Here is a 23,067-nt window from a genome sequence, read left to right as displayed (position 1 = left end):
TGGATACACCATTAAAATCCTTGAGTATACTTATTGAAAAAAGAAAAGGTTAGGTGGTAATAATGCGAATAAATGATTTTAAATTGGAAGTATTCTTTGGAAAGCACGAGTTCTCAGCGCCTTACTTATTGACGCAATCAGATTGTGAATCCATGACGATAAAAGACTTATTAGCATTTGAACCTGGTGCACAAGAAGGATTGTTAAATGGTTGGTTAGGTTACACGGAAGTACCTGGAAGCCCAGAGCTGCGTAAGGAAATCTCCAAGCTTTATAAAAACATTAATTCAGAAGAAGTTCTCGTTCATGTTGGTGCACAAGAACCAATCTTTAACTTCTTGAATGTCTGTTTAGAAGCCGGTGATCATATGATTAGTCAGTTCCCAGTATATCAATCTTTATATGAGGTAGGGAACGCTATTGGCTGCGAGGTTTCCAAATGGTCACTTAAACAAGAAAAAAATGGGTGGGCGATAGATTTAGAAGAATTGGATGGCTTAATCAAGCCAAATACAAAACTGATTTGCCTTAATAGTCCTAATAATCCTACTGGGTATACCTTCACAGTAGAAGAAATGAAAGAGATTGCCAACATTGCTCGCAGGCATGGGATTTATGTATTCTGTGATGAAGTTTACAAAGGGGTCGAATTGGACGGGGTTAAAAGACCATGGTTTGCAGATATTTATGAAAAAGCGATATCCCTTGGTGTAATGTCTAAGGCATACGGTTTGGCTGGACTCAGAATTGGCTGGATTGCCACAAAAGATAAAGAAATTCTTGAAAAGATGACCAAGATGAAGCATTATACCAGTATTTGCAGCAGCAGCTCCGCTGAATACCTTACAACAATCGCTTTAAAGCATGGTGAAAAGATTTTAGATCGAAATTGTAAGATTATCAAGGAGAACCTTGAAATCGCAGATCAATTTTTTGAAAGATATTCTGATTTATTTCAATACAACAGACAAGATGCAGGGCCGATCGCCTTCCACAAAATGAATATTGAAATACCGATAGGAGAATTTTGCGATAGATTAGTTGCTGAAGAAGGCGTTTTACTTCTGCCAGCAGATATTTATTCCTTTGAAGGAAATTATTTTAGGATGGGATATGGCCGCAAGAATTTTGAGACCAGTCTAAACGTTTTTGAAAACTACCTAATAGAAAAGAAACTTGTGTAGGACATCATGATGAAAACATTGTTACTTAATCAGAGAGAAGTAAAGCAACTTTTGAATATGCCAGATACCATTGTTGCAGTCGAAGAAGCGTATAAAGACTTTAATAGAAAAATGGCCATTCAGCCGCCCATTGTTTCGATTGAGGTGCCGGAATATAATGGGGAAATGGATTTAAAAATGGGGTATTCAAAGTCCACAGAGATAATTGCAGTGAAAACAGCAGTGGGATATTGGGATAACCCCGAGCGCTATCATTTACCAACACTTCTTGCAACCATCACTTTATATGATGGAAAAAATGGCTACCCGGTATGTATGATGGATGGCAGCTTGATTACAGGATATCGGACAGGTGCTGCAGGTGGTGTTTCTGCCAAGGTACTGGCAAGAAAAAATTCCAAGACTGTTGGGGTGATTGGTGCAGGAAATCAAGCTAGAATGCAGGTAATAGCACTAAAAGAGATTTTGCCCCTTGAAATGGTAAAGGTTTGGAGTCCTGTCCGTAAGCAACAGTTAAAATATAAACAAGAGATAGAATCCATGCTTGGGATTCAGGTACTCCTATGCGATGAACCAAAGGCAGCTGTAGAGGGAACGGACGTTATTGTCACCGCAACGCCTGGTAAAAATCCTATTGTCCAGGACGAATGGGTCAGCCCCGGTACCCATATAATAGCCATTGGTGCCGATATGGAAGGGAAGCAGGAGCTTGATCCGAAAATTTTCTCCCGTGCTAAAATAGTCGTAGATAATATACAACAGTGTGTGCTTCGCGGTGAGACGCAAAATCCTATAAAAGAAGGGATAATCACTGAAAAAGACATACATGCAGAAATTGGCGAGATTTTGTTAGGTACCAAAGTCGGCCGTGAAAATAATGAAGAGATCACTATATTTGACTCTACAGGAATGTCTATTCAAGACAACATGACCGCTTGCAGGATATTTAAAAATGCAGTCCAATTAGGGATTGGACAAAAGATTGAATTGATATAAAAAGGTCGAAACAGAAATATCGGTAAACAATATTCTATATCTCCAGATTCTACAATCTATTGTGGTTAATTTGGAACATTTTACTGCTCAATATTTTTAATCAATTTAAATCATAATAATTTTAACTTAAAAAGACGAGGTTTTTAATTAACCTCGTCTTTTTAAGTATGTTCTCAACATCATTAATTAATATCAATTTTCCGCTCTACTATCACTTGTGGTATGGTTCTCCGTAACGGGTGTAATGTAGACTTTTTACTTAGGATTTTTATTAAATACCCCTTTACAATAACTCATGTGACTACTCTGGAAATTGTTTATATAAACGCCTACGCTACTTATGCTGGATTCTATTTACTCAGTTATTAAAATCTCTTTGTGTATCTTATTTAATATTTGTATCTTGCTTTTTCCACCAAGATTATTATTTACCAAATCTGATAATTCGTTTAATGCCTTTTCAAATTCTTCGTTTCTACTCTCATCAATAAGTTCAATACATAGGAATGCATTCTTTGTATTTTCAGTAAGCATGGTTCTAACTGACTCTCTCCAATTGAAGCATCTACATATTGCTCCATCATCATCCTTGTATACTATTTCTCCTTCATAAGGTGGATTATTTTCATCGCTTCCTAGCGCAATAAATTCTTCATTCCCTTTTGCCTTTGTTAATCTAACATCCCCTGTAAATTTATCTATATCTTCTCCACCACATGGAAATCCATAACTAAGAGAAATTGAATTATAGATATCTACCAAAGGGTTTATATTTCCAATATGATTACCATTGTGCACCCTTTTTAATAATGATTCAATTGATGACCTAGCACCTTTCTTAGTTTTAAATTTTTTATAGGCATCTCTCCAAATTTGAATTACATAATTGCTGCTAAACTCCTCTTTATTTAAATAGGTTTGAGTTTTGTTCTCAGCTTGCAGCAGGAGTTCTTTAAACTTTTCCACATCTCCTATCGAGTTATCTATATTTTCACAAATGACTACGCCTATTTTTGCTTCAGGAAAGACATCCCAAAACTCATCTTCAACTATAAATTTTTTCATACCAATTCCTCCAATCATCTTATATAAAATGGTAACCCTATTTATATTTTGTTAATAATCAAACCTCTTTCAAAATTTTCTTGTCCTTATTATATCTCCTAAAAATAGTGAAATCCCCAACCAAAGTAATAAATATCAACCAACCAAAAGCAGCCGTTTTTAATAGAAAAAACCCCTCGACATCTGTCGAGGGATAAATAATTTTTCCTTAAACTATGAAAATATATTCCTTAAAATTATGAACTCATTCCGGAAGTTAATGAAAAATTATATTACCCTATTTTCTCATCAAATTTCCGTTCATCTTGGACAAAGAGGATGCCGAGTTCGTAGTGATCGCCTTCGTATAGGGCACGTTGGACGAAGCGGACTTCCCCTTTTGTATCAAAAACCTCTAGCTTACAATGGGCACGGTTTTTTTGTAAGCCCTCATAGAAGGATTCTTCATCGCGTACCGCCACACCATTTGCTTTTGAAATCAATTCTCCCACTTTTAGTTCCATTATATCTGCTGGAGAACCGGGGATGATGCCGATTATCATCAGTCCATTATTCTGTTTCGAAAAATAAAATGGCTTACTTTCATCCCGCATCCGCTGAACTAATGCAATGGCTTCCCTTCCAATTAAGGCAAAAGCTGCTGCAATAATGGAAAGAAGCGGGTACCAATATCCGATAACTGAAAGAATCGCGATGAAAACACCGAGAATCATGACACGCTTCCCGTGTAATTGCACGGCCTCTTGTGGCAGTAGCCCTTGAATTTTCTGTTGAAAACCAATCGCAAACGGCACAAGTATAAGTGAGTATTGTTCCGCTCCAATATGAAATACCGGCCACCAATCAAACGGTAGATGGAGAGTGTTACCTGGAATCAATAGAAACAGTGGCAGCATCCAAATCCGCTTCACTTCATGGACACCGACACTTTGGCCACGCCTGCTTTTTACGAGCTTAGGAGAGGTAGCTTTACTTCCATTTTTATAAATCAGAATACCTTCAGCAATCAATAAAAGAGCAAGGACGACCACTATCGAAGGATAGACTTTTTCACCTATTGATTGATATGCTTTCGAAAAAAGTGGAATGGACCTATTGTTTTCCGCCAAAATAATTAAAGCAAAAAAGCTTGCTCCAACCGTATAAGCCGGCGACACCATCCGAATATTTGTCGTTAACGTTAAAACGAACGTGAAGACTGCAATTAGAACAATTATCGCTAATGGAACAGTAATTCCTGCCGCAACGACTAAGATGGAAAGTATAATCCCAAGAAGAATTCCAAGTGGAAATAACTGTCGAAGCTCGAAATAGGCATCCTGTACCCGAATATGAAAATTTTTCCGCTCCCGCTTTACTCGCATAACTCCTAAAAAGGCTGCCATGAAAACGACATAGTATAAAACAGGATTTAGAAATAACCTGCCTGTCCCTTTTAATAGCTCAACAAGCCATACTTGTAGCAATTCCTATCACCTGCCTCTATAAAAATAGTTTCTTTAAAATCTCTTAAAGATTATTTTACCAAATTGGTGCCATAAATAGTATGGCAAGTTTGTTCAAAAAAATAAAAATAGGTTACTATTATTTATTTTTTTGTTACGAAAAAGTATTTTCGCTGTAATCAACTGTCATTCTGCAAATTTCACCAATTTTCTCGTAAACCTGACAACTATTTCCGTGGAAATGAACAATACTTCCCCATAATCCTCCATATTCCCCTAAATTAAAATAGAGGATGTCCCTAACAAAGTGTCAGATTCCTCAACCTGCAATTCATCGCTATAATTAGCTATAAATTGGCAGGTTGAGGAGAGATCAGACCCTTTGGGACATCCTCTAATTAATTTGCAACTAGCTTCAGTGCCGTTTGCAGCTGGAGATCATTTTTTTCTTTTTTCATTTCCTTGATGGCACTTTCTTCAAGCTTGGCTGCAGTTTTTGAATCGATTTGTCCGGTCGACTGTAGGCCATTCTGCTGTTGAAATCCTTTTACCGCGCGCATCGTTTCGGAGCTAAAGTAGCCGTCCGTTCTTCCCGGGGCTAACCCTAAGCCGTCTAATATTTCTTGCGCATTTTTGATTTGCTCGTTGTTCATATCCACCTGTAAAGGCGTTTCGATTTGAAGCGGATGTGAATCGAAAATTTTCGGCTGCTTGATGGCTACATCCGGCTTGATTCCATTCTTATGAATCCAGTGGCCGTCTGGAGTTAACCATTTATATAACGTCAATTTAATATTGCTGCCATCTCCCATTTCTACTGCCTGTTGAACAGTTCCCTTTCCAAACGTTGTTTCTCCAACGAGCTTATAACCATCAGCTTCTTGCAGTGCACCAGCTAAAATTTCAGAGGCGGAAGCACTACCTTTATTAACTAAGACCACTACCGGGTAATCCTTCTTCTTGGATAGAGTGGAGAAATAACGCGTTTTTTCCCCATTTCGCTGCTCAATCTGAACAATGGGCTTATCTTTAGGAACAAGCTCTTTTAATATATCTTGGACGCTCGATAAAAATCCTCCTGGGTTCCCGCGCACATCAAGAATTAACCCTTTAACATGCTGACCTTCCAACGAGCTTAATTGTTTTTTGAAGTCATTTGCCGTGTTGGCTGAGAAGGAACTGATTTCGATATAACCAATCTTTTTTTCATTGTAATTCTTAATAGAGCTATGAACGGTTTCGAGAGGGATTTCACCACGTTTTACGTCAACGGTAAGCGGTACAGTTAAACCCTTTCGTGCAATTTCCAGTTGAACCATGGTTCCTTTTTTCCCGCGAATTTTCGAGGTTGCTTTATTAAGGTCTAGTCCCTCGACACTAACACCATCTACTTTTAAAATTTGATCATTGGGCTTTAGCCCTGCTTTTTCAGCAGGCGAATTTTTGAAAGGAGATATAATGACAATTTTTCCATCCACCATGCCAACCTCTGCACCAATTCCTTCAAATGATGAATCTAATACTTGGTTGAATTGGTCGCTCGTTTCTTTATCCATGTAAACGGAGTAGGGATCCTTTAATACAGCCAACATTCCTTGAATTGCACCCTCAACCAGCTTTTGTTTGTCAACTTTTTCCACGTATCGATTTAAAATTAAGTCATAGGCTTGATCAACTTTTTCAAGATTTCCTGTTTTCAAATTGATTTGATTTGCTTGCTTCGGGGCAGATTTTTGGTCCGTACCCCCTATCCACTTCATACCGGCATATGTACCTCCTGCCCCTGTTAGAAGCGACCCCGTCATTAAAAGGATAATCCATTTGCGATTCATCCCCATCCACCTCAAATTCGTAGTTTACGTTTGCGAAGAAAACAACATCACGATTAGTAACATATATGTAAGGAATGGACGAGTTATGATACCAATATCCTCTTGATAAAAAATGGACAAAAAAAAAGGAAGAAGCTAAGCTTCCTCCCTTTTAAAAAGGAATGACCTTTTGCGGGTCAATCGCATTCACTGTATTACCTTTCCACTCGCCTAAGTGGATTTCAAAGTGCAAATGCTGGCCGGTTGAGTCACCAGTGCTGCCCATAACGCCAATTTGCTGACCTTTCTTAACAACCTGTCCGGAACTAACCAGTAATTTCGACTGATGTGCGTATACTGTGGTATAGGTTTGCCCATTAATTGAATGGGTCATCATGACAAAGTTACCATAGCTGTTTGAATATTTTGCGGTAATAACGACTCCATCTGCTGCAGCAACGATTGGGACATTGTCCCCTTTATTTGCAATATCGATACCGTAGTGAAAGTCACCAACTCCAACGCCACTGCGTGCGCCGAAGGGGGAGGTAATGATGCCAGATGCCGGTCTTGTCCAGGCTCCATTTGAAACTGGCAGAGTCGGCCCATTAGTGGAACCTTTTGCAGCGGCTTCTTTTGCTGCTGCGGCTTCTTTCGCTGCGGCAGCTTGGCGCTCTTGCTCCAATTGAATCGCCTTTTTAACTGCTGCTTCCTGGTCAGCAAGAATTTGTTGCTGCTCTTCCATTCCAAGCATACCTTCTTGTACATGGTTTTCTTGCTGTTGTAACGATGCTAAAAGTTTATCCTTCTCTGCCCGTTGAGAATTCAATTTCTGAGTCATTGAATTTAAATCATTAAGAGTGGATTGAAGGCTGGCAAGTTCTTTCTCTACTTTTGATTGTTTGTCTGACAATTCCTTTTTATCCGCTTCTTGTTGCTTTAGGATATCCTGATCAGCCTGCATAATGATGGCTACTGCATTTGCTCGATCAATGAAATCACCAAAGCTAGAAGATCCCATCAGCACATCCAGATAATTAACCGCGCCTCCGGTATTCTGGTAGCTACGGACCCGACTCTTTAAAAGCTCATTCCGCTTTTCAATTCGGTCCTGAAGGATTTTAATGTCTTCTTGGAGTTTTGCGATTTGCCCTTTTGTTTCTTCTGCCTTCGCTGTTTTTTCTTGAATTTTATCATTGGTATCTTGAATAGCAAAATCAATGCTCTTCATATCGCTCTGAACATTGGCTTGCTGCCCCTTAATGGCATCCATTTTTTGTTTTGCATCATTAAGATTTGATTGGACATCTGATCGTTGGTTTTGAATTTGATCTTGCTTTCCCTTCAAATTTGAAAGGGATTCTGCTTCTGTTTTGACTGTGTCTCCGCTAAAAAATGTTCCGATTCCAACCGCGATCGTAACGGCTAAAATTCCCAATGACCTCTTCAATTTTCGATTTCTCCTTTCTTTCAATTTAAGGTAAAACATATGTATTGAAATCTGTAATTGTATGTAGAAGTCAGGAAGGAAGGACCTTCCTGAACTTTGCTTAAACCTTTAAAAACTTTCTGACTGACATGACGCTGCCCCAAACTCCGATCAAGGCACCCATTAAAATCAAAACACCGGAAACTTGAATCATAAATGGTTCAACCGGCAGAATCTGCATGAAATTCCCTGCCAGCTTTGGAGCAAGGTAGTCGTAGGTATAACTATAAGCAATTGAAAGAAGGATGATTGGCAAAATCGATCCAATAATCCCAAGCCATAATCCTTCTAGGAAAAATGGCCAGCGAATAAAGTTATTCGTTGCTCCTACTAATCTCATAATCGCAATTTCTCTACTTCTCGCAACAATCGTAATTTTAATAGTATTGGAGATTAAAAAGACAGCCGTTAAGAATAAACCTATAATCAAAACAATACCTACGTTTTGGGCTCCCTTAATAAATTTGAATAGATTTTCAACTTTCCCTTGTCCATAGAGGACCTTTTCTGCATAGTTAAACTTCTCAATTTTCTTGGCAACTTTCATGGTGTCTGTCGGATTTTTCGTCTTTACGATAAAGACATCGTTTAGGGGATTGTCTTGTTCAAAAAGCTTAAATGCCTTCCCTTGATCTCCCATGCTTTTGATTAAATCGTTTAGTTCTTGTTCCTTTGATGAAAACTTAACACTTTCGACTTCTGGAATTTGAGAAATCTCTTTCTTTAGTACGTCTTGGTCTGCTTTAGTTGCAGCAAGATCGATGTGAACACGAATTTCTACGTCACTCTCAATGGTTTGAGCTACCCTATTGAGATTCATCATGATAATGAAAAAGACTCCGACTAATATCAAGGTAACCGTAACGGCACCAACGGATGCAAAAGTCATCCAACCATTCCTGCTGATACTTTTTAAGCTTTCACGGGCGTGACGGCCGATCGTTCTAGTTTTCATAACCGTATTCCCCCTTAGACTCATCACGAACAATCTTTCCGCCTTCGATGGCAATGACGCGATGCTGGATAGTGTTTACAATTTCTTTGTTGTGAGTGGCCATGACAATCGTTGTTCCTCGGTTATTAATTTCTTCAAAAATGTTCATGATTTCCCACGAAGTATCAGGGTCAAGGTTTCCAGTAGGCTCGTCCGCTATAACGACCTTTGGCGAATTAACAATAGAGCGGGCAATGGAAACACGCTGCTGCTCACCACCGGAAAGCTCAGTCGGTAGCATTCTTGCCTTGTGTTTTAACCCAACAAGGTCTAACACTTCCATGACACGCTTTTTAATAAACTTTGGTTGCGCTTCAATCACCTCAAGGGCAAAAGCGACATTTTCATAGACTGTTAGTTTAGGAAGAAGCTTAAAGTCTTGGAAAACAACACCAAGATTCCGTCGGTAGATAGGAACCTTTTTTAACTTTAATTTTGCTAGATTGACTCCATTCACCAGTATGTTGCCGGTTGTTGGAACTTCCTCACGGTACATCATTTTAATGAAGGTTGATTTCCCGGCACCGCTCGGTCCAACCACATAGACAAACTCACCTTGTTCAATACGAACATCGATTCCGTTTATGGCAGAAACGCCATTCGGATACTTCTTGTATACTTCTTGCATTTCTATCATATTCATATCTCCTATAATTAAAGATATCGTAAAAAATTCGACAATAATCTTTTATTTTTTAATAAAACATGCATACACACATAATCAGTGTATAATGTCATGCTTTATCATTATAACATCAATATCCACCAAAAAAACTCCAAATATATTACAGTTTCATTTCAATAAACGACAAAAATTTACATTATTTTTAAAAGTGCACATATTGAACATCAGAAAAGTGCTAGAGTACTTTAGCTTGATTATTCTCGAAGTCAAAGCCTTATGAAAGGAAAATAAAAAAACGTCCTGTAATCATTACAGAACGTTTTCATGAAATATTATTTTTTAGAAGCAAGCCATGTCGCTACTTTGTCAGCATCGTCTCCAGAAATTAGTCCTGCTGGCATTCCGCCTGGTTTACCATTTTTAATAATGTCCAAAATTTGTTGTTTGTCTAGATTTTTACCAATGGAAGCTAATTTAGGGCCAACTTTTCCTTCGAGATTATCACCATGGCAGCTTGAACATTTTTGACTGTAAATTTTTTGAGCATCGCCCCCAGCTGCAGAGTCAGAGCCTTTTGACGTATCGGTTCCGCCACCACAAGCAGCAAGCCCCATTACAAGGGTGGGTCCCATTAGTAACGCTAACAGTTTTTTTCTCATAATAATCCCCCTTATGAAAATTATTCCAGCATCCATATTAGTATACCAAGACTATGCGCGTTTGAAACCCTCTCCCAACACCTCAGCAGCGTCCATAACCACGACAAAAGCAGAAGGATCAAGGGTTTTGACTAATTGTTTCAATTTTGTGAACTCAGTTTGATCAACCACACACATTAGAACTGGCCTTTCGTTATCTGTAAAACCACCATATGCTGATAGTTTTGTCACACCCCGGTCAATTTTATGCAAAATTCCCTCACGAACTTCTTCTTGTTTACTCGTAATAATCATCGCCATTTTGGAACGACCAAAGCCAATTTGAATCAAATCAATCGTTTTGCTTGTCACATACAGCCCAATAAGCGCGTATAAGCCTCTTTCAATATCAAATACAATCGCAGCAGAAAGCACGATGAGCCCATCAATTAGGATGACACATGTTCCAAGTGTAAGACCCGTATACTTATGTATAATCTGGGCAGCAAGGTCTGTCCCTCCCGTGGATGCTTTTCCGCGGAACACCATTCCCAGCCCAGCTCCAACTCCAATTCCTCCGAACAAGGCTGCTAATAGGGCATTATGTGTCCAAGGTTGGACGTCTTTTGTTAAGAAAACAACAAAGGGAAGGAATACAGTACCAACAAGTGTTTTCAACCCAAATTGTTTTCCTAGAAAAATAACTCCAGCGATAAATAACGGAATATTTAATGCCCACTGAACGTATGCAGGCTCCAATCCCATTACAGCATTCAGGATTGTACTGATACCGCTAACTCCCCCAGAAGCAATTTTATTCGGGAGTAAAAATACATTAAATGTTACGCCAATTATTGCCGCTCCAACTAGTACATAAATATATTCAAGGGCAATTTCCACTTTTGGATGGTTGTATCTGATTTCTTGTAGTTTATTCATACAGCTATTCCCCTTATTTTTTAATAACCGAAGTGAGTATAGCATGACTTACCTGCCGTCGCGAGTAAAATTTTTATTATTTTTTGTCATTTTTGAGGATTTCATGTCGAATAATGAAATAAGAGGATCATTTGTTGTGGTTTGCGGAATTATTGGCAAAATCCGCGGGATTAATTTAAAACTTCGCGGAATGCTGGCGGAATCTCGCGGAATATTGGCAAAAGTCCGCGGAATTATTACGATTCTTTGCGGAATAGCACACTGAATCCGGAGATGACTGACATAGAATCTGAGCTCTCGCGGAATTATTTCGCTTCTTCGTGGAATCGTACACTGAATCTGAAGATGACTGACATAGAATCTGAGCTCTCGCGGAATTATGGCGGAATCTCGCGGGATTATTTCAAAACTTCGCGGAATTATTGGTAAAGTCCGCGGAATTACCACGTTTTCCGCGGACTTATTGCAAAAGTCCGCGGAATCGGACCCCAATCACGTGAATTTCTCGTGACATACAAAAAGCCTCTGCCGCTATAGTTCCGACAAAGGCCACTCTCTATAATATTAGGAAATTCTTGAACGAAGATAAGCGTCGATAAATAGATCAATTTCACCGTCCATTACTGCCTGCACATTACCGCTTTCTACATTGGTGCGGTGGTCCTTGACCATAGAATAAGGATGAAACACGTAGGAGCGGATTTGGCTTCCCCAACCGATTTCCTTTTGTTCACCGCGAATTTCCGCCATTTGTTTTTCTTTTTCTTCAATTTCCCTTTGGTAAAGTTTCGCCTTTAACATTTTCATCGCGTGCTCACGGTTTTTGATTTGCGAACGCTCTGTTTGACATGTCACAACAATTCCCGTCGGAAGGTGGGTGATACGAACTGCAGATTCCGTTTTATTAATATGCTGTCCGCCAGCCCCACTGGCACGATACGTATCGACCTTCAAATCTTCCGTCCTAATCTCAATTTCTACCTCATCATTAAATTCCGGCATGACTTCACACGATACAAAGGAAGTATGGCGGCGTCCGGAAGCATCGAACGGCGAAATCCTCACCAAGCGATGGACCCCTTTTTCAGCTTTTAAATAGCCATAGGCATTGTGGCCCTTGATCGCTAATGTGACACTTTTAATCCCCGCTTCATCGCCAGGAAGGTAGTCAAGCGTCTCGACCTTAAAGCCTTTTTTCTCAGCCCAGCGTGTATACATCCGGAGCAGCATCGAGCCCCAATCCTGTGATTCTGTCCCACCAGCACCAGGATGAAGTTCCAAAATAGCATTCTTTTTATCATACTCCTCGCTCAATAGAAGCTGGAGTTCAAATTGATTTAGACGTTCAGAAAGCTGAATAAGCTCCTCTTCTAGCTCTGCCTGTAGCTCGTCATCGCTTTCCTCTTTGACAAGTTCATAAGTCAGCTCGAGATTTTCGTATGTTTCATTTAAATCATAAAACTCATTGACCTGATCCTTTAAGCTGTTTGCTTCACTGATAACCACCTGCGCCCCCTGTTGGTCATTCCAAAAATCAGGCTGGAGCATAACATCCTCAAGCTCGGCAATTCTTGCTTCTTTATTCTCGAGGTCAAAGAGACCCCCTAAAGTCCGCTAATCGTTTAGCTGTTCTTTCCAGTTCATTGCGAATTTCTGCTAATTCCATTTAAGTCACCTCTATAAAAAATAACTTCTTTTATCGTAGTTTATTCGAAAAACAATGCCAAGTTCCTTTCCTAATTATAACGGTATATTTAGTAAAAACACAAAGACCAATTAATTCTTCCAACAAGTATGCTTGCAGATCCATCCCTTAACATGGACTGCAGCTATTCAAAAGGAACGAATTGTTAATAAAAACGACATAACTCCTGCAATTACCCTCTGTATTCACACGTTACAATTATTGTAATTATAAATTTAAAATCGAAAAATGAGTGATTATTTTAAGGACAGAAACGGGGAATCTCCCTTGAACAAATACCTTGAAGCAATACAAAAAAATATTAAACCTATAATGAAGCGCTGGATTTGGCTTTTTTTTCGCGGAGTCTTCATTTTAATAAGGAAAGGATTAGTTCTAATACAAATTTTAGCAGTGTTATTTTATGCTACCGGAAAAGTTAATTGGGCACCTACGGAGAACTGGGTAATTGATCAATTGGCCCATAAGGAATCCACTAATGAGCAACTAAACATGCCATATAATGATCAGTTAAGGGTAGATATCACCGATACAAAAGCTTATAAAAAGGAAAAGTATTTAATTTTTAAGACAAACATCAAAAATACGGTTCAGTTGATAGCTTTAAAGGTCAGATATCCAGGTAGCGTCCCAAATCACAGCTTATCAAGTATCAACAAGGAAATTTCCCAAAAAAGCAAATTCAAGAATCTGTCCGTAGAATTGGAAGATAATCAGGCAGCGGATACAAAGATTGCCTCATCTGACTGGGAGATCATGAAAAACAACCTGAAAGACGGTTTTCATGCACTTAAGGATATGTTAACTGTCAGGATTATGACGGAGGACGGCAAACCTATGATCGTTCAAGTTGTAAATAACAAACCGGTCGTGGCCAAATATGAATCATCCGATAATGTATTAAGATGGGGCAAGGAAATTCAAGTTGCCTCGGCAAAATACGGAATCGACCCTGCTTTAATAGCTGCTGTTATCGAACAAGAATCCGGGGGTAATCCATTGGCTCAAAGTCCCGCTGGAGCCATCGGGTTGATGCAGCTAATGCCAAGCACAGCTAAGGGCTTAGGAGTTAATCCTTACGATCCTGGTCAAAACATTGACGGTGGCACAAAATATTTAGCCATTCAACTTAATCGTTTTGGCAGCCTTGAACTCGCGCTGGCTGCTTATAACGCCGGTCCCGGAAACGTTCTCAACTCAAGGTATTTGTATATCTCCGAGACGCAAAACTATATTCGAAGTGTATCAGTATTAGCTAATAAATATCAGCACCAATTAACCGGAACAGTAACTAAAACCTCCAGCAAAAAATAAAGCGTACCGATGGCTTCTAAATATCTCTGTTCCTTAATTACACAAAAAAACCGCCAGCAAACCCGATTTTTTTCGGATTTGTTGACAGTCTGACACGAGAGGGCTTCTCTCGTGTCTTTTAAATGGATTATTTAAGGCTTAAAATTCAACGGTGCATGCGCCGCGCTCATGGACTGGTCTCTGAAGGACGCATATGTTTTTGTTTTGTCGCTGTGACAATTCGAACAAGCTTGAGTATCTGTATCTTGGTGACCCGAGATTGTTTTATCGATCACTGCTTTCTTGCCAAAAATCTCCGTACCTTTATTATGGCATGCTAAGCAAAATCTGCGTTCATTATCTGCATTCCAGTCTGTCCCTGAAGTAATATATTTATCTGAATCCGACAAAGCTGGATTAGGTCCTAGCACTTCCCTTAGGTTAAAGAGGTTGTTTGAACCGTGTGTTTCATGACAATCCGCGCATGCAATCGGTCCATTCAGAATACTGCCGTCTTTTTGGGTCGTGGCATTAGTTGGGAACGTAAAATTGTGACCAGAATTTGTGTTAAGATAATAGGATTCGATATCAGCCTTAACCGTTTTTTGTTTTTTCTTTTCAAGATTGTGACATCTTAAGCACAATGAATAATCAGATATCGTTGATGTCGGTATTTCTGGATCTGTAGGTACATTAAATTTTGCTGTTGTGCTTCCAACCGCAGTTGACGACTTTTTATATGCAAACAATTCATACATACCTTTGTCTGCGCTTATAGTAGAGAAGTCAATATTATTATGACAAGTGTCGCATGATGTATCCAAACTATCCACTGTAGCATTCACAAGTCCTTTATCCGGGTTAACTGCACTATGCTTATATACATAATGATCCTTTAACAAATTAGGATTACTATCTGACCTTTCCAAATGAGGATTATGACAGCTCGTACAGGAATTTGGTTGCTTCAGTGCTTGGGCTTCACTTGCAGTATCAACAGGGTTTGCATGATGAAAGCCTCCACTATTTTTATCAAATGGTGCATTCGTGGTTCCATCATGACATGCCATACAATAGTTTTGTGATGGGTCACCATCAGGCTGATTCTTTGTTAGCTGTTCATTAAAAGTAATTTGATTCGACCCACCAATAAGAGAAGAACTCTTGGAATTATGAGTCGTATGACAGGTTGCACACATATTTGTATTTAAACTGAAATGACCATGAGGATTAGCCGGATCATCTCCACTTGAAACGCTTTTCGTTGTGAATTTAAAAAATCTTGTAAAAACCGGATTATCTAAATCATCAACAACTCCAGGGTCTAAAAATACTAAATAGGACTTATTTAATTGTAGTAAAGAATTATCAGGAGTAAATATGATATCGTAAGAATACTTTCCATTTTGGACTCCTAATTCATTGACAACTGTTGTTCCTGGAACAGTATTTGTCCCTTGCAAAATTTTAATCGGTTGAAATGGAGTAGGTTTTAGTTTGTTTTTCAGATTATTCATTGGTTGGTCATCAACAACCGTAAATTTTATTTTTGCATCAAGAGGAACACTTGTTAAATCCTCCCCATTATCTACCTTACCATCAGGAAGGATAATTCCAGTTGCAGTAACATATGGTCTTGACAAAACAATCGTGAACGAAATATTCGCTGAAGCTTTGAGGGATGTGTCACTTGTCGGCAGTTCTTCCACCGTTACGATAATAGCATGATTTCCTTCAGCTAATTTTGAAGTAGAAAGAGTCCAAGTTATAGGTGTTTTCGTATCATCTATCACCCAATCCGATTGGTTTAACGTAGAATCCGAGATAACGTTTCCATTTTCAGTTGCTGTAAAATGCAAATTAGCCTTGTCAACATTATCTGAATAGGTACCGGAAATCACTACATTCTTTGAATTAAGCACTGCGTCAGCTTTAGGGGAATCTAACGATAGATTAGGTGTAACAGAACCTGATGAATATGCGTCGACAGATGGAAAGGACAGACAGGTAGCACCCAGTAACACTAAGAGTAAAAAGCTATAGAAATAAGTCTTGTAGTGCAAGATTAGTTTTCTCATTTTTTTCAACTCTTTTTCTGTAAAAATTTTATATAGGTATGTATACTTAGTCATTTAAAAATAGGGATTATATGTATATTATAACAATGAAATCGAGGTATATTTGGGGCAGAAATACAGCAATTTTTTGACAAGATTGTGTCTACATGGAATACTATAAAAACAAGGTAGCAGAATGACCACCGCTACCTTGTAACTATAATGATGGATTATTTTTCTTTAAGCTAACAAGTAGTGGCGCTATTTGTTGGCTTTTTTATTTGCTGATATCAGTTCTAGTTGAACCAGGATTTCCGCCTTTTAAGAACTCACCAGTAGTTTTATCTTTTGCATTTGAATTAGGGTTACCTATAAATTGTTCGCCTTTACCATGACAAGCGAAACATACTGACATACCAGTATAACGTTTTAAGGCAGAAGATGGGTTAGGATCAACAAAGTAGCTGATAGCTTTAGCATCATTTCCAGCAACAGCTGTATCAAATACTTTTCCTGGAGCTGTCAAATCAAAGTAAGAGTTATCATTAGCATCTTTCATGATTTGAGCTTCAGATCCGTGTGCATAGTGACAGCGTACGCAAGTAAGACTGTCTTGTGCAGTGGCGTGGCGGTGTGCTTGTGAATAAACGCCCGTGTTATCTGTACGAGTAATCGATAGATAGTCAACGTGACAAGAAGCACAATATTTACTCATTTCAGTACCACTGTCAGGAATATAACCTGCAGCTGTGTTATCAAATAGTGTTGCAATATTAGTAGTTGTTTCAACATCAATACCGATCGAAACGTTTGCAGATGCGATATTAGCAACACTAGGACCGAATGCAAAACCATCACGCCATACAATTGTTAAATTAGGATCCATTGTTAGGTCTTTGTTAGCAGCATCTTTAAGTACTGTGTTTGCTTTATACGGATAGCCTAATTCACGAAGCCATAGTGAATAGTCAGGAACATACTTCGTATTAGTCCATCTGTAAGTCTGGATTACAAGGTCGTCTTGTTTAACACCAGCACGTGAATACCAGAAGTTGCTAGCATCTGTAGCAGTTGCAGTAAATTTAACTAGGATGTATGGTGTGCTCATAGATGTTGGAAGTGCGCTTCTGTCAGCGATTTGAATATTGTTGAATAATTTACCATTTTTTGCATCGTTGCTAGATGTTCCGTATGCGACAGAACCCCAGCCTAGCGGGTCAATGTTTAAGTTGTTTTCGCTAGCAGAACCAGCTCCGTGAGCAGCATGGCAGCTTGCGCAGTCAAATTCTTGCCCAAATTGTTTACTATTAGAATCACTATTACCGCCAGGTGCAGCGGCAACTTTTAAAGAACCATCTGCTTCGTGCAGTGAGCCATTGTGTCCAGCAGCTTGAACGTTGAAAGTACCAGAAACACTACTTGCGGTGTCTTTTGAAACTGGTGCAAAAGAGTTATATGCTCCTGTTGTACCATCATGACAAGCAGAACATGTGCTGTATACACCATCTTTAAACAATAAGCTTTCACCGTTTGCAGCGGTGTGCGTTTGGTGACAGCTTGCACATGAGTTTGTATTGTTTTGATAGAAACCGTGAACCTTTTGTCCAGAACGATTTTTTCTAGTGTTGTTGTAACCTGTTTGGTTAGCGTTTACCAAACCATTTCCATCTTTATCAATCGTAATGGTTTGTCCATCTGCATTAACTTTAGAAGTTGGATTATTAGTATTTAACATTGGATCATTGTGTCCATCTGTTGCTACTGCAGTAGACTTAGAAAGCAATGTTGCGTGTGCTGTATCATCTGAATGATATAAATTCAGGGTATAAACTGTTCCTGGCGTAATATCAGAAGCGGGAATTGTGACAGTACCTTTTTTAGAGCCATCAAGAGTAGCAGTATAAGTCTTTACAACTGTTGCACCATTTTGAAGTACTAAATCAAATGATCTACCGGCGATATCAGCAGCATCGGCAGAGTTCCCTGTAAATGGAACACTAAAACCAAGTCCACTTTGCACCGGCTTTAATCCATACGGATCTTTCGCAAAAGCAGCTGTGCTTAGGATTCCCACTAAAAAGATAGCTAAAATTAGTGAGAAACTCATTTTAATCTTGCTCATTTCAAAAAACCTCCCTGTTTTTTGATCTTCTCTCTTTCTCTGTTTCTCTGTTTCTCTGTTTCTCTGTTTCTCTGTTTCTCTGTTTCTCTGTTTCTCTGTTTCTCTGTTTCTCTGTTTCTCCTAAAAAACATGTCATCTGCTTCTTTTCCAATCATCACCTCCTTAAAAATATGGATATTGTCTAGTAATATACGGCAACCCTTTGATTTACGGTATCCGTGATAAAAATTTCACCTTTATCGTCAATAAATAATCCGTTTGGGAGATAGAATTGATCTTTATCCGCTCCTAATCCGCCAATTTGGAAAACTTGTTTGCCTTTCTTGTCAAATCCGTAAAGATAATGGGTCATGTTGTCAATCATTAACAGGGTGCCATTACCCTCGACCCCAATACCTCTTGGGTTAACAAACTTAGAATCGCCTTTCCCATCGATGGATCCATTGATGACCCGTTTGAATTTACCGGCTTTGTCATAAACAACGAGGCGTTGATTACCGGTATCAGAGACATAAATATTATGGTCACTGTCAACTGCCACGGCATTTGGTGCGTTTAATGGATCATCTTTATCAACTGCCGTTGATAATTCTAGTAGCTTTTTCCCTTTTAAATCGTATTCAAATACTTTTCCAAGCTGGATATCCGTTACCCATAGGTTATTGTTAACAATGCGTAATCCGCCTGGGGATTTTAAAAAATCCGGTTTTTGGTTTTCATCTGTAAAATATTTCAGGAATTTTCCTTTAGAGTCAAAGATAGATATTCTGTTATTGTAAAGGTCTGCAACGTAAACATTGCCATCCTTGTCTCCGGTAATTCCATAAGGGAACTGAAATTGTCCCTCTCCTGTTCCTTGTGTCCCAAATTTAAAGATTGGCGTTCCGGTTGAATCAAAGACTTGAACCTGCTTATGATTTGTATCGGTTACATAAACGAATTGGCCAATTTTAGCCACATCCATCGGTTTATCGAGAGGAGAACTCATATCCCCTTGAATATAGAAACTTAATGTTGGAGGACCTCCCTTTACAGCACTTGCGACTTTTACCGCTTTATCCTGAAGATGGAGAAAGTAGATAACAGCAAATAGCACGACAGTTAGTCCAACGATGGTGCCCATCCATATATAAACGGTTTTTTTCTTCAAGGATGCCATCTCCTGTTCCAATTTATTTTTTTTGTAATCGGTCTAGCGCATCTATAGCTGGCTTAAATGTTGGATCATATGAAAGAGCTTCTTTATAAATTTGTTCTGCTTCCTTTGTCTTCCCTTCTGCTTCAGCAACTAGACCAACTTCGTAAAGTGTATCTGTATTCCCTGGTTTTAACCGAATGGCTTCTTGCAGTGAGCTGGTTGCTTCTTTATACATTTTTAGCTTTCTATAGCATCTCCCTGCCATTAATTGCCCTTTATAGTCCTTTGGAGAGATCTTAACAGCTTTTAAAGCCATTTGTAGCGCATCATCTTTGCGGTTAACCTTATCGTAGGCGATGCTTAAATTTAAGTAAGCATTAAAGTTATTTTTATCTAGATCCTTTGCTACTAGATATTGTTTAATGGCATTATCCGTATCGCCTTTTAAGTAGTAAGAGTAGCCAAGCTGTATTCTTAAATTTGGATCATTCGGTTTTTGGTCTACTTCTGCCTTATAATATTTGAATTGCTTATCAATCTGATTGTTGTTATTATTCCAAAGGTATTTCGCGCTTACGTAGTATCCGGCCGATAGACAAATAGCTAATGTTGCAAAAAGGATCAAAAGGGATTGCCACCATGAGAAACGTTCTTTTTTCACTTTTTTAGCTTTTTCGGCATTTTCCGAACTTGATGGTTCTTGGGCATTAGGTTGAACTTGGCTTTCCATATTAGCCCTCCTAATCTAGTAAAATTACATTATTCTTTATGGCACGAAGTACATTTTGGTTTGTTGTGGCACGTATAACATGAAGCATTAGGTGCAGTTACACCTGTAAGATTAATTGGATGGTGTTCCTTATAGTTTTTCCCTTCGTGCATGGCTGGGTGACAGCTACTACAAGTAATATTAGTTGTTTTGTTAAAACCTGTTTTTTGCGTGTCATGACAGGCAAGACAAGTTTTCGTGCCCTGTTGTTTGGTAATCGCCCCATGGAGGTTAACAAAACCTTTCACATGGCTCTGCGGTTTTGTAGTATGGCATTTCTTACAGAACGTATTTTCCTTTGCGTAATCTTGTGCCGATATAGAACTCTTTTGATTAACCGTCCCTGTGTTTAAAAATTGCTGTGATGCAGGGATATCCTGTATTCCCGTAATAGCATCTTCTGACATATATTGATGACAGCTATTACATTTTTTAATGTCTCTTTCAGCCAATTTTCCATGGTCTTGTGTTTTAAAATTAGCTTGTTTATGTGAACTCGGCACCATACTGTTTTTGTGACAAGTTTTACAAGCGGTAGATACATTTCGAGCCTGATGGCATTCCATACATGTTTCCATTTTAGGACTCGTGAATTTAACATCACTCATCATAGATTTGCCGAGAGCATCATCCCACTTGGTGTAGTCCGATTTAAAGGTAACATTGCGTTCTGAGATTTTTCCATGCGCAACCCCGCTGTGACACGCAGTACATTTAATATCTTTTGCTAAGTGCTTATCATGGGGGATAATAAGATCTCCTGATGGTGTAACTTGCCGCGTCTTCATATTGTGACACTTTTCGCAAGCGTCATTTGGAATATCTTTTGGCATTTGAATTGGTGCTGTATAAGTGTTTGACAGGTTTTTATATAATTCGACTACCCCTTTTGCTTTATCTTCCGCTAAATTCTTAACACCTGGTTCGATATGACAGCTAACACAATCCACCTCGTTATGCGATGATGCCTTCCAAGTATAGTACTCAGGCTTCATCTCATGGCAGCTAGAACAAAACTGTGAGCTTGAAGTTGCTTTGATACCTGAAAATCCCAAAATGACAAAGATGACTACAAAAAATAATGCTAGTGTCATAAATTTAAAGCCCTTATAGCGAAAACGGGGAGGGGCCGGCAGTTCTTGCTTGTGTTCATCATCCATAAAGCGACCCTCCAGTTCAAAATGTTTTAATTTTTCGTGTCACTTTTAAAACCAGTTCTGTGACAATATTGGCAATAGACATCTGTTGGTGCTTTTGCATCGGTAGAGTTAGGACTTGGTTTAGCATTGTCGTGACAGACGAAGCATTCTGCTTTTGCTTCCGGAGTGCTTGCCTTTACAGAATGTCCCGTTAACCAGTCATTGCTTTGTTCGTGTCCCGGAGGACGTTTACTGTGACAAGCGCTGCAGAATTTATTGGTACGTGCTTCTTCCTTAGTGACTGTTACGTTTGGTGTGTATTTCGAATTTTGCGGTCCAAGTTTCAGTATGGTCGTGATGTCTTCTTTCGGAATTTCCTTTTCCCATTTTGAGTCTTGGTGGCAATTCATACATGTATCTAACGATTGAATGGCTGTAGCACCGTGATTTGTTTTCCAATCATCGATTTTGTGGGATTTTGGTACTTTGATTTCTCTGTGACAAGTTTCACAAGCCATTGAAACCTTTACGTCTTTTTGTTGTTTTCCAACTGCTTGTAAAATAATGTCCTGTGTATTTTTGTTATGTGCTGCTTGAGCTGCGTCAGTACCTTCACTAGACTTCACCTTCTCTGTATCCGCTTTCTTTTCTTCTGGATTTGGCGGAACGCTGTAAGCTACATCCTTCCATGGTTTTTCACCTTTGTTTACTTTGTCATGGCAATCAATACATGTTCCCATGTTTGGTTTTAAGTACTTTTCTTCCATTAATTTTTGTGCATTTTCTGGTGTCCACTTGCTCCGGTCTGCTGCAACATTGATTTCGCGTGCACCCATTTTGGCATGAACTACTCCGGAGTGACAGGTAATACACGGAATCCCATCATTGATATGCCCTTTATGATTTACTATCAAGTCGCCTGATGCTGTAACAAGACGGTTTTTCGAGTGACATTGTAAACAGTTCTGGTTTGAAATCGCTTCCTCTTCAGTTTGAACAATTTGATTTGGAACGCCTGTAACGTGGTAATACACTTCTTTGAGTGATTTCACCTTGTGTGTTACCATGTTGACCATACCAGGCTTGACATGACACTGGACACAGGAAATCTCATTGTGAGAACTGGCTGTATACGACGTATGTTCCGGCTGCATTTCGTGACAAATCGAACAGAATGCTGGCGAATTTGTGAGAGATAGTACTCCGTATCCTCCGCCAAAAATAACTATACATCCAATCAGTGAAACAAATAATAGTTTCCAACGGTTGACTGGATTCTTCCAATCTATATTTCTAAACTTTTGCCAGAGCCTGCGAATGGGGCCAGCTTTTCTCTCTTCTCTTGATTCGGGTTCAGTTGTTTTCTTTTTCCCCCAAATGGCCACTTAACTCACCCTTCCCATTTTTGCCTTTTTCTCTATTTTTATAGTCCAAATGGACCTCTCTAATGGTAGTATCTAACATAGTTAGAATACATCCAATGGACAATTTGTGAATATTTTACCAAATCGCACACTTCACAAAAATGTCATAATAACGTTGTATAATCAAGGGGTAGTTAGTAACATTAAGACGGTGTGAACATGCATAGAGGATAATTTTTATCCAATAATATGTACGTTTATTCATTGGCGTTTTTTAATATGAAATCAATGGGG

At 39.0% G+C, this 23,067-nt stretch carries 20 protein-coding genes; 4 read left to right on the top strand and 16 right to left on the bottom strand.

Going from position 1 to position 23,067, the window contains the following annotated elements; all coding sequences use genetic code 11:
• The first annotated feature begins 62 nt into the window (after window positions 1–62).
• Together BN1082_RS06440 and BN1082_RS06435 are read left to right on the top strand one after the other, a co-directional pair.
• Entirely contained in the window at window positions 63–1,184 is a 1,122-nt protein-coding gene (locus BN1082_RS06440) for an aminotransferase class I/II-fold pyridoxal phosphate-dependent enzyme (RefSeq protein ID WP_090632384.1), read from the top strand.
• 6 nt (window positions 1,185–1,190) lie between these two features.
• Window positions 1,191–2,180 carry an ornithine cyclodeaminase family protein gene (locus tag BN1082_RS06435; protein WP_245640334.1) on the top strand — a complete coding sequence of 330 codons (990 nt, stop codon included), beginning with the start codon at window positions 1,191–1,193 and terminating at the stop codon, window positions 2,178–2,180.
• A gap of 354 nt (window positions 2,181–2,534) precedes the next feature.
• Here BN1082_RS06435 and BN1082_RS06430 read toward each other — a convergent pair whose 3' ends face one another.
• The 8 genes from BN1082_RS06430 to BN1082_RS06395 form a co-directional block, all read right to left on the bottom strand.
• On the bottom strand, window positions 2,535–3,245 hold the full coding sequence (locus BN1082_RS06430; RefSeq protein ID WP_090632379.1) for a B3/B4 domain-containing protein: 711 nt from the start codon (window positions 3,243–3,245) through the stop codon (window positions 2,535–2,537).
• A 272-nt stretch (window positions 3,246–3,517) separates the two neighbouring features.
• The gene (locus BN1082_RS06425) at window positions 3,518–4,711 is read right to left on the bottom strand and encodes a PDZ domain-containing protein (RefSeq protein WP_090632376.1); all 1,194 of its coding nucleotides are present in this window, start codon (window positions 4,709–4,711) and stop codon (window positions 3,518–3,520) included.
• A gap of 377 nt (window positions 4,712–5,088) precedes the next feature.
• Window positions 5,089–6,522 (bottom strand): S41 family peptidase, encoded by a 1,434-nt coding sequence (locus BN1082_RS06420; RefSeq protein WP_090632373.1) that lies wholly within the window; start codon window positions 6,520–6,522, stop codon window positions 5,089–5,091.
• 151 nt (window positions 6,523–6,673) lie between these two features.
• Window positions 6,674–7,951 carry a murein hydrolase activator EnvC family protein gene (locus tag BN1082_RS06415; RefSeq protein ID WP_090632371.1) on the bottom strand — a complete coding sequence of 426 codons (1,278 nt, stop codon included), beginning with the start codon at window positions 7,949–7,951 and terminating at the stop codon, window positions 6,674–6,676.
• Between the two features lie 100 nt (window positions 7,952–8,051).
• Entirely contained in the window at window positions 8,052–8,945 is an 894-nt protein-coding gene (gene ftsX / locus BN1082_RS06410) for a permease-like cell division protein FtsX (protein ID WP_090632367.1), read from the bottom strand.
• Entirely contained in the window at window positions 8,935–9,621 is a 687-nt protein-coding gene (gene ftsE, locus BN1082_RS06405) for a cell division ATP-binding protein FtsE (protein WP_090632364.1), read from the bottom strand. The genes ftsX and ftsE overlap by 11 nt, the downstream gene beginning before the upstream one ends.
• Window positions 9,622–9,941: 320 nt before the next feature.
• Window positions 9,942–10,268, bottom strand: a complete 327-nt coding sequence (cccB, locus tag BN1082_RS06400) for a cytochrome c551 (protein WP_090632360.1) — start codon at window positions 10,266–10,268, stop codon at window positions 9,942–9,944.
• Window positions 10,269–10,319: 51 nt separating this feature from the next.
• Window positions 10,320–11,186 carry a YitT family protein gene (locus BN1082_RS06395; protein ID WP_245640333.1) on the bottom strand — a complete coding sequence of 289 codons (867 nt, stop codon included), beginning with the start codon at window positions 11,184–11,186 and terminating at the stop codon, window positions 10,320–10,322.
• Between the two features lie 103 nt (window positions 11,187–11,289).
• Between BN1082_RS06395 and BN1082_RS27360 the strand changes: the two genes are divergently transcribed.
• Complete coding sequence (locus BN1082_RS27360; protein ID WP_176699674.1) at window positions 11,290–11,451, top strand: hypothetical protein; 162 nt, start codon at window positions 11,290–11,292, stop codon at window positions 11,449–11,451.
• A 299-nt stretch (window positions 11,452–11,750) separates the two neighbouring features.
• Here BN1082_RS27360 and prfB read toward each other — a convergent pair.
• Window positions 11,751–12,852, bottom strand: a protein-coding gene (gene prfB, locus BN1082_RS06385; RefSeq protein ID WP_141650827.1) for a peptide chain release factor 2 whose coding sequence is annotated in 2 segments (ribosomal slippage) — window positions 11,751–12,779 and window positions 12,781–12,852 — 1,101 coding nt in all. Because the reading frame shifts where the segments join, the coding sequence is not laid out codon by codon here.
• A 432-nt stretch (window positions 12,853–13,284) separates the two neighbouring features.
• On the opposite strand from prfB, the gene BN1082_RS28845 reads away from it, so the two are divergent.
• A complete protein-coding gene (locus BN1082_RS28845; RefSeq protein WP_281176991.1) occupies window positions 13,285–14,205 on the top strand; it encodes a lytic transglycosylase domain-containing protein in 921 nt (306 codons plus the stop codon).
• 131 nt (window positions 14,206–14,336) lie between these two features.
• On the opposite strand, the gene BN1082_RS06375 is transcribed toward BN1082_RS28845, so the two are convergent.
• The 7 genes from BN1082_RS06375 to BN1082_RS06350 all read right to left on the bottom strand — a co-directional run bounded on the left by BN1082_RS06375 (window position 14,337) and on the right by BN1082_RS06350 (window position 22,794).
• Window positions 14,337–16,262 carry a multiheme c-type cytochrome gene (locus BN1082_RS06375; RefSeq protein WP_090632350.1) on the bottom strand — a complete coding sequence of 642 codons (1,926 nt, stop codon included), beginning with the start codon at window positions 16,260–16,262 and terminating at the stop codon, window positions 14,337–14,339.
• A 256-nt stretch (window positions 16,263–16,518) separates the two neighbouring features.
• Window positions 16,519–18,363, bottom strand: a complete 1,845-nt coding sequence (locus tag BN1082_RS06370) for a cytochrome c3 family protein (protein WP_090632345.1) — start codon at window positions 18,361–18,363, stop codon at window positions 16,519–16,521.
• A complete protein-coding gene (locus BN1082_RS27355) occupies window positions 18,360–18,518 on the bottom strand; it encodes a hypothetical protein (RefSeq protein WP_176699673.1) in 159 nt (52 codons plus the stop codon). The genes BN1082_RS06370 and BN1082_RS27355 overlap by 4 nt, the downstream gene beginning before the upstream one ends.
• A 26-nt stretch (window positions 18,519–18,544) precedes the next feature.
• Entirely contained in the window at window positions 18,545–19,522 is a 978-nt protein-coding gene (locus BN1082_RS06365) for a 6-bladed beta-propeller (RefSeq protein WP_245640354.1), read from the bottom strand.
• Between the two features lie 13 nt (window positions 19,523–19,535).
• Window positions 19,536–20,231 (bottom strand): tetratricopeptide repeat protein, encoded by a 696-nt coding sequence (locus tag BN1082_RS06360; RefSeq protein WP_090632341.1) that lies wholly within the window; start codon window positions 20,229–20,231, stop codon window positions 19,536–19,538.
• 29 nt (window positions 20,232–20,260) lie between these two features.
• On the bottom strand, window positions 20,261–21,430 hold the full coding sequence (locus BN1082_RS06355) for a cytochrome c3 family protein (RefSeq protein ID WP_090632338.1): 1,170 nt from the start codon (window positions 21,428–21,430) through the stop codon (window positions 20,261–20,263).
• A gap of 26 nt (window positions 21,431–21,456) precedes the next feature.
• Window positions 21,457–22,794, bottom strand: coding sequence for a cytochrome c3 family protein (locus tag BN1082_RS06350; protein WP_090632336.1), 1,338 nt, complete (start codon window positions 22,792–22,794; stop codon window positions 21,457–21,459).
• Window positions 22,795–23,067: the final 273 nt, after the last annotated feature.

Origin of the sequence: Neobacillus massiliamazoniensis, from assembly GCF_001048695.1 — a bacterium.
GTDB lineage: Bacteria > Bacillota > Bacilli > Bacillales > Cytobacillaceae > Neobacillus > Neobacillus massiliamazoniensis.
This window is presented reverse-complemented; position numbering and strand designations above follow the sequence as displayed.

Coding starts and splice junctions, on each gene's coding strand:
- BN1082_RS06395 (WP_245640333.1), bottom strand. CDS start 11,186: ATGAATAAACTACAAGAAATCAGATACAACCATCCAAAAGTGGAAATT.
- BN1082_RS06440 (WP_090632384.1), top strand. CDS start 63: ATGCGAATAAATGATTTTAAATTGGAAGTATTCTTTGGAAAGCACGAG.
- BN1082_RS06360 (WP_090632341.1), bottom strand. CDS start 20,231: ATGGAAAGCCAAGTTCAACCTAATGCCCAAGAACCATCAAGTTCGGAA.
- BN1082_RS06370 (WP_090632345.1), bottom strand. CDS start 18,363: ATGAGCAAGATTAAAATGAGTTTCTCACTAATTTTAGCTATCTTTTTA.
- BN1082_RS27360 (WP_176699674.1), top strand. CDS start 11,290: ATGTCGAATAATGAAATAAGAGGATCATTTGTTGTGGTTTGCGGAATT.
- ftsX (WP_090632367.1), bottom strand. CDS start 8,945: ATGAAAACTAGAACGATCGGCCGTCACGCCCGTGAAAGCTTAAAAAGT.
- cccB (WP_090632360.1), bottom strand. CDS start 10,268: ATGAGAAAAAAACTGTTAGCGTTACTAATGGGACCCACCCTTGTAATG.
- BN1082_RS06420 (WP_090632373.1), bottom strand. CDS start 6,522: ATGAATCGCAAATGGATTATCCTTTTAATGACGGGGTCGCTTCTAACA.
- BN1082_RS06375 (WP_090632350.1), bottom strand. CDS start 16,262: ATGAGAAAACTAATCTTGCACTACAAGACTTATTTCTATAGCTTTTTA.
- BN1082_RS06430 (WP_090632379.1), bottom strand. CDS start 3,245: ATGAAAAAATTTATAGTTGAAGATGAGTTTTGGGATGTCTTTCCTGAA.
- BN1082_RS06355 (WP_090632338.1), bottom strand. CDS start 21,430: ATGGATGATGAACACAAGCAAGAACTGCCGGCCCCTCCCCGTTTTCGC.
- BN1082_RS27355 (WP_176699673.1), bottom strand. CDS start 18,518: ATGATTGGAAAAGAAGCAGATGACATGTTTTTTAGGAGAAACAGAGAA.
- BN1082_RS06365 (WP_245640354.1), bottom strand. CDS start 19,522: ATGGCATCCTTGAAGAAAAAAACCGTTTATATATGGATGGGCACCATC.
- BN1082_RS06435 (WP_245640334.1), top strand. CDS start 1,191: ATGATGAAAACATTGTTACTTAATCAGAGAGAAGTAAAGCAACTTTTG.
- ftsE (WP_090632364.1), bottom strand. CDS start 9,621: ATGATAGAAATGCAAGAAGTATACAAGAAGTATCCGAATGGCGTTTCT.